General features: G+C 66.3%; 8 protein-coding genes. 2 read left to right on the top strand and 6 right to left on the bottom strand.

Annotated features, from left to right (window positions below; genetic code table 11):
* The first annotated feature begins 189 nt into the window (after nucleotides 1-189).
* Both J2R78_RS24385 and J2R78_RS24390 read left to right on the top strand, forming a co-directional pair.
* Nucleotides 190-2,355 carry an anthranilate synthase component I gene (locus tag J2R78_RS24385; RefSeq protein ID WP_253607129.1) on the top strand — a complete coding sequence of 722 codons (2,166 nt, stop codon included), beginning with the start codon at nucleotides 190-192 and terminating at the stop codon, nucleotides 2,353-2,355.
* A gap of 115 nt (nucleotides 2,356-2,470) precedes the next feature.
* On the top strand, nucleotides 2,471-3,010 hold the full coding sequence (locus tag J2R78_RS24390) for an adenine phosphoribosyltransferase (protein ID WP_018273383.1): 540 nt from the start codon (nucleotides 2,471-2,473) through the stop codon (nucleotides 3,008-3,010).
* 157 nt (nucleotides 3,011-3,167) lie between these two features.
* Here J2R78_RS24390 and J2R78_RS24395 read toward each other — a convergent pair whose 3' ends face one another.
* The 6 genes from J2R78_RS24395 to smc form a co-directional block, all read right to left on the bottom strand.
* Nucleotides 3,168-3,836 (bottom strand): hypothetical protein, encoded by a 669-nt coding sequence (locus J2R78_RS24395; protein WP_076830282.1) that lies wholly within the window; start codon nucleotides 3,834-3,836, stop codon nucleotides 3,168-3,170.
* 60 nt (nucleotides 3,837-3,896) lie between these two features.
* Entirely contained in the window at nucleotides 3,897-4,640 is a 744-nt protein-coding gene (locus tag J2R78_RS24400; RefSeq protein WP_016839706.1) for a hypothetical protein, read from the bottom strand.
* A 225-nt stretch (nucleotides 4,641-4,865) separates the two neighbouring features.
* Complete coding sequence (locus tag J2R78_RS24405) at nucleotides 4,866-6,092, bottom strand: M48 family metalloprotease (protein ID WP_253607130.1); 1,227 nt, start codon at nucleotides 6,090-6,092, stop codon at nucleotides 4,866-4,868.
* Between the two features lie 167 nt (nucleotides 6,093-6,259).
* The gene (locus J2R78_RS24410) at nucleotides 6,260-6,820 is read right to left on the bottom strand and encodes a LemA family protein (RefSeq protein ID WP_016839704.1); all 561 of its coding nucleotides are present in this window, start codon (nucleotides 6,818-6,820) and stop codon (nucleotides 6,260-6,262) included.
* Between the two features lie 241 nt (nucleotides 6,821-7,061).
* Complete coding sequence (locus J2R78_RS24415; protein ID WP_253607131.1) at nucleotides 7,062-8,027, bottom strand: small ribosomal subunit Rsm22 family protein; 966 nt, start codon at nucleotides 8,025-8,027, stop codon at nucleotides 7,062-7,064.
* A gap of 152 nt (nucleotides 8,028-8,179) precedes the next feature.
* A complete protein-coding gene (gene smc / locus J2R78_RS24420) occupies nucleotides 8,180-11,644 on the bottom strand; it encodes a chromosome segregation protein SMC (protein ID WP_253607132.1) in 3,465 nt (1,154 codons plus the stop codon).
* Between the last annotated feature and the right edge of the window lie 129 nt (nucleotides 11,645-11,773).

Genomic DNA, 11,773 nt, shown 5'->3' on the forward strand with positions numbered 1-11,773 from the left:
GAGTAACGGGCATGAGCACCGTTGCCAGCCCATCCCGTCGTTGGTGGCCCACCTTCTCATAGGTGGCCGGTGCGTTTTCTTTTTTCACAAACGTCGAAGGTCGCCATCGCAGTGCGACCGATGGTTAGTTTATTTGCCCTTCGTTTGTCCTGTGTGGCGCTCTCTCGGCAAGTCTCGTAAGAGGATCACATGAACAGGACAGTCTTCTCCCTGCCGGCTCGAAGCGAATATCTGACCAATGGCGGCCTTGCGGTCGCGCGCGTGGTCGAGCAGTTCACCGGCGGCGCCAACCGCCTCGACGATTTGATCGCGCTACTGGACCGCCGCCGCGGCGTGGTGCTGTCCTCGGGCACGACGGTACCGGGCCGCTACGAGAGCTTTGACCTCGGCTTTGCCGATCCGCCGCTGGTGCTGGAGACGTCAGGTACGAACTTCTCGTTGCAGGCGCTGAACCCGCGCGGCGAGGTCCTGATCGCCTTCCTCGGCGACGTGCTGCGCGAGCCCTGCGTCGTGATCTCAGAGCGGAGCGCAACGCGGCTCGCCGGCCACATCATCCGCGGCGCCGCGCCGGTCGAGGAAGACCAGCGCACCCGCCGCGCCAGCGTGATGTCGCTGGTGCGCGACATGGTGGCGGCGTTCACCTCCAATGCCGATCCGCTGCTCGGCCTGTTCGGCGCCTTCGCCTACGACCTCGTGTTCCAGATCGAGGACCTCGTGCAGAAGCGCGCCCGCGAGGCCGACCAGCGCGACATCGTGCTCTACGTGCCGGACCGCCTCTTGGCCTATGACCGCGCCACCGGCCGCGGCGTGGCGCTCACTTACGAGTTCGCGTGGAAGGGCAAATCCACCGCCGGCCTGTCGCAGGAGACCGCGCCGAGCCTCTACGCCAGGAACGGCCGGCAGGGCTTTGCCGATCACGCCCCGGGCGAGTACCAGGCGACCGTCGAGGTCGCGCGCGCGGCGTTTGCCCGCGGCGATCTGTTCGAGGCGGTGCCCGGGCAGCTGTTTGCCGAGCCCTGCGAGCGCTCGCCGGCGGAAGTGTTCCAGCGGCTCTGCCGCATCAATCCGTCGCCCTATGGCGCGCTGATGAATCTCGGCGCCGGCGAATTTCTGGTCTCCGCGTCGCCGGAGATGTTTGTGCGCTCCGACGGCCGCCGGGTCGAGACCTGCCCGATCTCGGGCACCATCGCGCGCGGTTCGGACTCGATCGGCGATGCCGAGCAGATCCGCAAGCTCCTGAACTCGGAGAAGGACGAGTTCGAGCTCAACATGTGCACCGACGTCGATCGCAACGACAAGGCGCGCGTCTGCGTGCCCGGCACCATCAAGGTGCTGGCGCGGCGTCAGATCGAGACCTACTCAAAGCTGTTCCACACCGTCGATCACGTCGAGGGCATGCTGCGGCCGGGCTTCGATTCGCTCGACGCCTTCCTGACCCATGCCTGGGCGGTCACCGTGACCGGCGCGCCGAAACTGTGGGCGATGCAGTTCGTCGAGGATCACGAGCGGTCGCCGCGGCGCTGGTATGCCGGCGCGATCGGCTGCGTGAATTTCGACGGCAGCATCAACACCGGACTCACGATCCGCACCATCCGGATGAAGGACGGTCTCGCCGAGGTGCGAGTCGGCGCGACCTGCCTGTTCGATTCAGATCCCGCCGCCGAGGATCGCGAGTGTCAGGTCAAGGCTGCGGCGCTGTTCCAGGCGCTGCGCGGCGATCCGCCGAAGCCGCTGTCGGATTTTGCGCCCGACGCCACCGGCTCCGGCAAGAACGTGCTCCTGATCGATCACGACGACAGCTTCGTGCACATGCTGGCCGATTACTTCCGCCAGGTCGGCGCCACCGTCACCGTGGTCAGGCACGTCCATGCCCAGGACATGCTCAAGAAGAAGGGCTGGGATCTCCTGGTGCTGTCGCCCGGGCCGGGTCGCCCGGAGGATTTCGGCATCGCGAAGACCATCGACACCGCGCTCGAGAACAAGCTGCCGATCTTCGGCGTCTGCCTCGGCGTGCAGGCGATCGGCGCGTATTTCGGCGGCCAGCTCGGCCAGCTCGGCCAGCCTGCGCACGGCCGTCCCTCGCGCGTCCAGGTGCGCGGTGGCCGGCTGATGCGGAACCTGCCCAATGAGATCGTGATCGGCCGCTACCACTCGCTCTATGTCGAGCGCGACAGCGTGCCCGAGGTGCTGGCGGTGACCGCGACCACCGAAGACGGCGTCGCGATGGTGATCGAGCACAAGACCCTGCCGGTCGGCGGCGTGCAATTCCATCCGGAATCGCTGATGTCGCTCGGCAACGAGGTCGGCCTGCGCATTGTCGAGAATGCATTCCGGCTTAATGTGAGTAGCAAGTGAAGGCTAAGTTTAACCATCGTCATTCCGGGATGGTGCGTTAGCACCAGACCCGGAATCTCGAGATTCCAGGTTCGATGCTTCGCATCGCCCCGGAATGACCCTCAGAGCGAGACCAATGACCTTCGACCACGACATCAAGGCGACCGTTCGCACCATCCCGGACTACCCGAAGAAGGGCATCCTGTTTCGCGACATCACGACGCTGCTGGCGGATGCTCGCGCCTTCCGCCGCGCGGTCGATGAGCTGGTGCATCCCTGGGCGGGGGCGAAGGTCGACAAGGTCGCCGGCATCGAGGCCCGCGGCTTCATCCTCGGCGGCGCGGTGGCGCATCAGCTCTCCGCCGGCTTCGTGCCGATCCGCAAGAAGGGCAAGCTGCCGCACACCACGGTGCGGATTGCCTATTCGCTTGAATACGGCATCGACGAGATGGAGATGCATGCCGACGCCGTGCAGCCCGGCGAGCGCGTGATCCTGGTCGACGATCTGATCGCGACCGGCGGCACCGCGGAGGGCGCGGTGAAGCTGCTGCGCCAGATCGGCGCCAATGTGGTCGCCGCCTGCTTCATCGTCGACCTGCCTGACCTCGGCGGCGCGGCCAAGCTGCGCGCGATGGACGTTCCGGTGCGCACGCTGATGGCGTTCGAGGGGCATTGATCTCTTAGCCTCGCCCCGCGTGCGGGGAGAGGCCGGATCGCATCGAAGATGCGATCCGGGTGAGGGGACTCTCCGCGCCCTCCAATCTCGGTCGAATTTGCGGAACCAGCCCCTCACCCCGACCCTCTCCCCGCAAGAGCGGGGCGAGGGAGCAGAGTCATCCCCGCTGCAGCAGCATGCTCAATTCGAGATCGCGGAACGTCGTGTAATTCCGCCGGATCCATTGATGCAGCTCGGTCGATGAATCCCTTTCCTGGCGCAGATAGCCGGTGAAGGAGAAGTTCAGCCGGTCGATATAGGTCTTCAGGAACACCGGCAGCGCGCGGAAGCGCAGCACCCGGCTGGCGGTCATGACCGGCGGCAGCTCGCCGCGCACCACGAACTCGTTGTCGATGACGATCAGCGCATTCGGCGGGATCGTGCCGAGCAGCGTCTGGTAGCCGCGCACCGAGGCGCGGTCGGTATCGGCGACGTACAGGATCACGGGTGAGACGCGGCGGCGCAGCGCCTCCTTCATCAGCCCGATCTCGTCGCACATTTTGAAGAATTCGTCGAAGGCGTGGTAGCCGAGGTCGATCACCTTGCCGATGCCGTCATTGACGATGACGCGGTCCATCAGCTGCATCTTGCCGTAGGTGTCGATCACATCTGCCGTTTCGGTGATCCGCGGCAGGTAGTCGAGCAGCGACGGCTCCTTCAGATTGATGTCGTAGCAGACCACGTCGCCGTTCTTGAGCAGCAGGAATTCGCCGAGCAGCCGCGCGATCAGCGTCTTGCCGACCTGCGGGCGGGGCGAGCAGATGATGTAAACGGGCGTCGATGACATCGTCCGCTATATCAGGCCAAATTTTCGCCTAATCCAGCCCCATCAAGGTCGAAGGTCCGACTATTTTTCGCCTTTGGCCGACTTGGCGCCGACCAGGTCGGTCAGCTTGATCCGGTCGTACTCGCTCCAGACATTGGCGAGCCAGTGCCGGACATAGCCGCGCAGCACGAAGGAGTAGTTGGCGGCGTCGTCGTTGATGCCCTTGTTGGCGACGAATTTCAGGAACGGAACCGAGGAGACCTCGACCTGCTCATAGGCCATTTCGTTGAGCTTCGGGATGGTCAGGTCCACGGCATCCTTGATGCGGTGGAAGTAGGAATTGTAGGTCGCCTGGTCCCACTGGAAGAACTGGGTGTCGTTGATGAAGTTCTTCACCAGGAAATATTTCGCGCCGCTCATGAAGTTGGCGGTTTCGGCGATCTCGTCCAGCGAAGCGATCGACGGGCCGAGGATATGGAACACGGCGAAGGTGATCTGGCCGGAACGCGCCGCGTCGAGGAAGCCGATATCGCGCAGCGAGGCCAGCGCGGGCGACAACAGGCCGGCGCGGACGTCGATCACGGTAACCGAGGGCCCCGAGTTCAGCGTGTCGAAGATCTTCATCTGGTCCGCGGTCGTCGTCATGTCGACGATCTCGGTGATGTCAGGATGGAAGCGCTTCAGCGTGCCGCGCGGCGATTCGGTGTCGAACGCCCGGGTCTGCACGTTATTGGCACTGAAATAGTCCAGGAGCGTCCGCGAGACGGTGGTCTTGCCGACCCCGCCCTTGTCGGCGCCCACCACGATCACAACCGGCTTTGCCATGGAAGTCCCTTAAAGCGCGCTCCCGATCGCGATGGCGATCGGCAAGTCCCCACACTGCTTTGGGCGCGAACATGGCAGAAACGAGGGAGAATTCAATTCCTTAAGGCGTCCACGATCGGTTTGGTGGGAATTTCCTTAATGGACTGAGTAAGCTAGGGCCATGATCCGGAAAAATGCGCAGCGGTTTTCCGAGACAATCATGGTCAAATCAAACCGCTACAGCGGTCAGCGGCGCGGGCCCCAAGGGCCCTGGAGCGGACCTTGAAGCGGACCAAACGGTCCCTGCCTCGGAGTTGTGTCCGGCAGCGGCGGCGGATTGTCCGGCTGTGCCGTCGGCGTATCGCCCCATGGGCCATGGGTCGCCGGCGGAGGCTGGTCGCCCGCCGCGGACGGCTCATCCTGCGGCTCCGTCTCGTCCGGCAGCGCCAGCGGTCCGGGATCGTGGCCGCCGGCGTATTTCACCAGGGCATCGACCCGGGACTTGACCGAGGGATGGGTGGCAAACAGGTCGGCAAACCCCTCGCGCGGATTGTCGACGCAGAGTTCCATCACCGCCGAGGTGGCGTCCGGCAGCTCGCCGCGGTTCTCGATCTTGCGCAGTGCAGAGATCATCGCGTCGGGGTTCTTGGTCAGCTCCACCGATCCGGCATCGGCGAGGAATTCGCGCGAGCGCGACAGCGCGAGCTTGACCACTTGCGACAGCAGCCAGGCCAGCACGATCAGCGCGACCGCGATGATGATCACGATGATCGCGCCGCCACCGGAGCCCTTGCTGTCGCGGTCCGAGGAGGATGACGACGATCGTGAGGATGACGACCAGCCGCCACCGCCGCCGCTCGAGTTCCACGACAGGTTCGTGAACAGGCGGAAGAACAGCTCGCCGAAGAAGCCGACCACGCCGGCGATGATCACGGCGATCACCATCAGCTGCACGTCGCCGTTCTTGATATGGGTGAGCTCGTGGCCGAGCACGGCCTCGATCTCCTTATCGTTCAGCGCCTTCAACAGGCCGGTGGTGACGGTGATGGCGTATTGGCTCCGGTTCAGTCCGGTCGCGAACGCATTCAGCGCCGGGCTGTCTATCACCTTCAGCCTCGGCATCGGGATGCCGCGCGAGATGCAGAGATTTTCCAGGAGATTGTAGAGCCGCGGCTCTTGCTGCCGCGTCACGCTCTCGCCGCCGGTGACGGCATCGATCATCTTCTGGTGGAAGAAATAGGCGATCACGATCCAGGCCGCTGCCGCGATCGTCGCCCACGGCAAGGCCGAGACCAGGTCGCGCAAGGCCCGCGTCAGGTAATAGTTGACGGTGCGGCCGCTATCGATCATCACCTCCGCGACCAGCGCGCCGGCATAGACCAGCACGTAGATCAGCAGGAACAGGCCGGCAAGCAGCAGCATCGAACGAAACTTGTTCGATGCGATATGCGTGTAGAGACCATAGGCGGCCATGGTGCGCGTCCGCTCTCACCGTCATTCCGGGGCGCGCGGCACGCGCGAACCCCAATGCGCAATTGCGCTTTGTGGAATCTCGAGATTAGTGAGTGAGATGAGATTCCGGGTTCGATGCGTTGCATCGCCCCGGAATGACCGAAGGGGCGTCATCTCGAAGGAAGTAATCAGAACTTCACGCTGGGCGCCGCCTCGACTTCCGTGCGGCTGGCGCCGAGGTCGAAGAAATCCTTGCGGGTGAAGCCGAACATGCCGGCGAACAGCGCGGCCGGCATCTGCTGGATGCCGGTGTTGTATTCCTGGACCGCATTGTTGAAGAAGCGGCGGCTGGCGGCGATCTTGTTCTCGAGATCGGAGAGCTCGGAGGCGAGCTGCTGGAAATTGGCGTTGGCCTTGAGGTCCGGATAGGCCTCCGACAGCGCGATCAGCCGGCCGAGCGCGCCGGAGAGCTGGTTTTCCGCCGCCGAGACCTGGGCCGGACCCTGCGCCGACATCGCCGAATTGCGCGCCTTGATGACGTCGTCGAGCGTGCCGCGCTCATGCGCAGCATAGCCCTTCACGGTCTCGACCAGGTTTGGGATCAGGTCGTGACGCTGCTTGAGCTGCACGTCGATGTCGGCAAAGGCCTGTCCGACCCGCTGGCTGAGCGCCACGAGGCGGTTGTAGGCGCCGAATGCAAACAGCACGAGAAGCACGATGACGCCGATAACGATCCAGCTGGTCGACATGACGGGGCAGCTCCTGATGGACGAGACGGCGGCACCGTAGCCCAAGATCGGGGCGCAGGGCAGCCCGCCGCGGAAAGGTGGGCAAGCGTTAGTCGGTGATGGCCGCAAATTAGTTCAATATCGTCCCGGCGAAGGCCGGGACCCATACGCCGCGGCCCGCGGAAGGGGCGCAAGCGGCGACGGCTTCACTCGCAACAAACCTCGGTGGTTATGGGTCCCGGCCTTCGCCGGGACGACGTAACTAGACCGCATCGCCCCAGCGCCAGCGCCGGGCGCGGGCGTAATCGGTTTTGGCACGGCGCGGGATCCGCGCAACCGATACGCCCTCGGGCGTGCACAGTTTCGCCGCGATCTCGACCTTGCCGACGTCCGGCTGCGCCAGCACGCGCGATGGCCTGTTCTCAACGCGCGCGCGGCTCAGCGCGACATAGGCGAAGCGCTCGTCCTCGAAGGGTAGCTCCGCGCCCTTGACCTGCTTGTGCGCGCGCGAGCGTTGCAGGCGCTGCGAGAAGTGGCACCAGTCGGGCGCGACCAGCGGACAGCCACCGTCATGCGGGCAGGGTGCCACGACGTGAGCGCCGGCGGCGATCAGGCGTGCGCGCAATGCGATGATCCGCGCATAGCCGGCGGGCGTACCGGGCTCGACGACCAGCAGCGTGTCGCTGGTATTCGACCACAGCGCATCGGCCAGCGCCCCGCGCTCGGCATCGCCGAGTTCGCCGATCATGTAGCTGGCGACGACGAGGTCGGCGGGCTCGGCCTTGTCGAGCAGGGCGCGCGCCTCGCCGAGTTGATAGCTGGCGTCGTGCAGGCGAATGCTGCCGTGAAACAGCTCCTCGGCGAGCGTCCGCAACGCGCCGTTGGCATCAAGTAGGGTGAAGTCCCGCAGCGACGTGAACGCTTCCGCGGCGGTCCAGGTCGCGGTCCCCGGACCGGCACCGACATCGAGCAGGCGCGCCGGCGCGAAGTCCGGCCTGATCTCCGTCAGGGCGTTGAGGCTCGCTGCGACGGCGGCATAGGTCGCCGGCATCCGCGCCAGCGCATAGGCCAGCGCATCGGTCTCGGTCCTGATCGTCGAGGAGCCGCCGCCCTCGCGATAGGTCTGCGAGATCACCGCCGCGCGGCCGGCGGCGTCGCTGCGCGACAGGCCTTCGAGCCTGGCGTTGAGGGCTGCGCGCAGTTCGGCGGGGAGATCGGGTGAGGTCATGTGACGGACTATCCCACGTCATTGCGAGCGGAGCGAAGCAATCCATAGCGCCGCGTGCTGAGGCATGGATTGCTTCGTCGCTATCGCTCCTCGCAATGACGATGCGGAGGCGCGGGTATCAAGAAAATGACGTCGACGCGTAGGTGCTACGCCTAAGCCACGTTCTGGTCGAGGATGTCCACCGCGCCCTGCAGGTCGACCGACACCAGCTGCGACACGCCGCGCTCGGCCATGGTGACACCGAACAGCCGGTTCATCCGCGCCATCGTGATCGGATTGTGCGTGATGATGATGAAGCGTGTCTCGGTCGAGCCGGTCATCTCGTTCAGCAGGGTGCAGAACCGTTCGACGTTGTGGTCGTCGAGCGGCGCGTCGACCTCGTCCAGCACGCAGATCGGCGACGGGTTGGTCAGAAACACCGCGAAGATCAGCGCGAGCGCCGTCAGCGCCTGCTCACCGCCCGAGAGCAGCGAGAGCGTCTGCGGCTTCTTGCCGGGCGGCTTGGCGATGATCTCGAGGCCGGCCTCGAGCGGATCGTCGCTCTCGATCAGATGCAGCGCGGCTTCGCCGCCGCCGAACAGCTCGGTGAACAGCCGCTTGAAGTGGTTGTTAACGGTCTCGAACGAGGTCAGCAGGCGCTCGCGCGCCTCGCGGTTGAGGCTCTGGATGCCCTGGCGCAGCCGCTTGATCGCTTCGACCAGATCGTCGCGTTCGGTGGTCAGCGCGGTGTGCTGGGTCTCGACTTCCTTGAGCTCTTCCTCGGCACGCAAATTGACGGCGCCGAGCCGCTCGCGGTCGCGGCGCAACTTTTCGAGCTCTTCCTCGACCTGCGTGACCGGCGGCAGCTCCTGGCCGGGTTCGATCTCGGCCATGCCGACGACCGCGCTGGGCTCGACCTCGAGCATGTCGTGGATCTCGCGCTCGATGTCGGCGAGGCGGCGGCGGGTGCCTTCCATACGCTCCTCGGCGCGCGCGGTAGCTTCGCGGGATGAGGACAGCGCTTCGAGCGAGGCCTTGGCGAGGCGATCGGTTTCCGCCATCGCGGCTTCCGCGGTCGCCAGCGCGTCGGCGGCGATGCGGCGATCGCCTTCGGCGTGCTCGATCTCCGTGATCAGCGCGCTGCGCTTCTCGGCGAAAACTTCGGGCGCATTGGCGAGTTCCTCGCGCTCGGCCGACACCTCGGCGATGCGCGCCTCGACGGTCTCGACCTGCGAGGCGGCGCTGGTCTTGCGGGTCTGCCACTCATTGCGCTCGGCAACGATCGCCTGCACGCGGCGGTCGGCGAGCTCGGCCTCGCGGGCCAGCGCCTGCGCCTCGGCGCGGACTTGCGCCGCGGCCCGGCGCTGGTTGTCGATCTCGGCGCGAACCGCGGCGAGCTGGGCCTCGGTCTCGACACCCGGCGGCAGTTCGGCGAGCGCGGCAGCCGCGCTCTCATGCGCGGCTTCGGCCTCGGCGCGGTCGGCGGCGACGCGGCTGTGCGCCTCGGTCAGCGCCGATTTGCGCGCGGCGTGGCGGTTGATCTCGCGCTCGGTGGCGGCATGACGTTCGCGCGCGGCGTCGGCCTCGCGGCGGGCGGCGCGGACGGCTTCGCGCGAGGCACCCTCGGCGGCGGACGCCGAGCGCAATTCCTCTTCAGCCGTCTCCAGCGCCTGGCGCTTGGTGGAGGCATCGATGCGGGCCTGTTCCAGCTCGTGCTCGATGTCGACAAGACGGGCGCGCTCGGCAAGACGGCGGGCGGCGCCGGTCGGGGCATGCGCGTCGGCGACGAAGCCGTCCCAGCGCCAGACGTCGCCTTCGAGCGACACCAGCCGCTGGCCGGTCTTCAGCTGCGACACCAGCGCCGCGCCGCGTTCCTTGGCGACGACGCCGATCTGGGCCAGGCGGCGCGCCAGTTCCGGCGGCGCCTGGACATGGTCGGCCAGCCGCTCGACGCCATCCGGCAGCGCCGGATCTTCGCCGGCCACGCCTATATTGGTCCAGCGCATCGGCGCGGAGGAATCCACCGGCGCATCGAGGTCGTCGCCAAGCACGGCGCCGATCGCCTTTTCATAGCCCTTGGCGACGGTGATGCCGTCGATGATCGGCGGCCACAGATTCTTGGTCTCGCTCGTGACGAGCTTGGAGATGGTGCGGGCTTCCGTCTCGAGCCGCTGCACGCGCTTCTCGGCTTCGGTGAGCGGATTGCGCGAGGCTTCCAGCGTCTGCCGCGCGGCGGCGTGATGCGCCTCGCTGGTCTGCACGGCGGCCTCGGACTCGGCGAGCGTCTGCTGCGCCATCTCCATGGCAGCGGCCAGCGCGTCGATGTCGCCGAGATTGCCGGTCTCCTGCGCGAGCCTGGATTCCTCGGCCTGGACGCTGGCGATCTCCTGATCGAGCCGCGCGAGGCGATCGCGATGCGTGCGCACGCCGGCTTCGAGCTGGTTGCGCTTGGCGGTGAGATCGGCGAGCTGCGTGGTCAACTCGGAGAACTGACGCTCGGTCGCGGCCAGGATCTCCTCGGCCTCAGCGACGCGCTCGTCGACGCCAGAGCGCTTCTCGACGCGCGACTTGATCTCTTCCTTCAGCTCGGCGTCTTCCGTGTCGAGCCGCTGCAGCGCGATGTCGGCATCCGAGGTCTGCTGCTGTTCGCGCGCGATGTCCTGGGCGAACTGGGTGAGACGGCGATCGAGCTCGCCGACGCGCTCCTTGGCGCGCTGCTCCTCGCGGTCGAGCATCTCGCGCGCGTTGGTCAGGCGCTGCAAGCCGGCGGCGGCGCGCGCCTCGGCATCGCGCAGCGCCGGCAGTTCGGCAGCGCGGATCGCCTGGATGCGGGCGGATTCGGCCTGCTCGCGGGTGCGCTCGGCCATCTCGCGCACGGAGATATCATGGGTCTGCGCGGCGTCGTTGACGTCGGCATTGGCCTCGATCCAGCGCAGATGGAACAGCATGGCCTCGGACTTGCGCACCTTGGCCGCGACCTCGCGGTAGCGGATCGCCTGGCGCGCCTGCTTCTTCAGGCCTTCCATCTGACCGGTGAGCTGGCCGATCACGTCCTCGACGCGGGTGAGGTTGGTTTCGGCCGCCTTCAGCCGCAGTTCCGCCTCGTGGCGGCGGGCATGCAGACCCGCAACGCCAGCGGCGTCTTCCAGCACGCGACGGCGCTGCTCGGGCTTGGCCTGGATGATCTCGCCGATCTTGCCCTGGTGGACCAGCGCCGGCGAGCGCGCGCCGGTGGCGGCGTCGGCGAACAGGATCTGCACATCTCTTGCACGGACATCGCGGCCGTTGATGCGGTAGACCGAGCCGGCCTCGCGCTCGATGCGGCGGGAGATTTCCAGGAGCTGGCTGTCGTTCACCGCGGCCGGCGCCGAGCGATCGGAATTGTCGATCGTCATCACGACTTCGGCGTGGTTGCGCGCCGGACGGTTGCCGGAACCGGCGAAGATCACCGCGTCCATGTCGGCGGCGCGCAGCGACTTGTGCGAGGTCTCGCCCATCGCCCAGCGCAGCGCTTCGACGAGATTGGATTTGCCGCAGCCGTTCGGTCCGACGACGCCGGTCAGGCCCGGCTCGATCATGAAATCGGTGGGTTCAACGAACGACTTGAAACCGTGCAGGCGGAGGCGCGTGAGCTTCATGTACACAAATCTCGTTTGGCCGGGCGCGAATCTCCCTGCCGTGACAATACCATGGATGGCAATGTCGGTGTCTGGGGTGAATAGCTGCGTGCAGCTCTCATGAGCGGCGACAATGGCGATGCCCGCGCG

Origin of the sequence: Bradyrhizobium sp. USDA 4538 (assembly GCF_024171045.1) — a bacterium.
GTDB classification, from domain to species: Bacteria; Pseudomonadota; Alphaproteobacteria; order Rhizobiales; family Xanthobacteraceae; genus Bradyrhizobium; species Bradyrhizobium australafricanum.

Bases quoted from the DNA above. Each gene is read 5' to 3' on its own strand.
- J2R78_RS24385 (WP_253607129.1), top strand. From the start codon at position 190: ATGAACAGGACAGTCTTCTCCCTGCCGGCTCGAAGCGAATATCTGACC.
- J2R78_RS24390 (WP_018273383.1), top strand. From the start codon at position 2,471: ATGACCTTCGACCACGACATCAAGGCGACCGTTCGCACCATCCCGGAC.
- J2R78_RS24395 (WP_076830282.1), bottom strand. From the start codon at position 3,836: ATGTCATCGACGCCCGTTTACATCATCTGCTCGCCCCGCCCGCAGGTC.
- J2R78_RS24400 (WP_016839706.1), bottom strand. From the start codon at position 4,640: ATGGCAAAGCCGGTTGTGATCGTGGTGGGCGCCGACAAGGGCGGGGTC.
- J2R78_RS24405 (WP_253607130.1), bottom strand. From the start codon at position 6,092: ATGGCCGCCTATGGTCTCTACACGCATATCGCATCGAACAAGTTTCGT.
- J2R78_RS24410 (WP_016839704.1), bottom strand. From the start codon at position 6,820: ATGTCGACCAGCTGGATCGTTATCGGCGTCATCGTGCTTCTCGTGCTG.
- J2R78_RS24415 (WP_253607131.1), bottom strand. From the start codon at position 8,027: ATGACCTCACCCGATCTCCCCGCCGAACTGCGCGCAGCCCTCAACGCC.
- smc (WP_253607132.1), bottom strand. From the start codon at position 11,644: ATGAAGCTCACGCGCCTCCGCCTGCACGGTTTCAAGTCGTTCGTTGAA.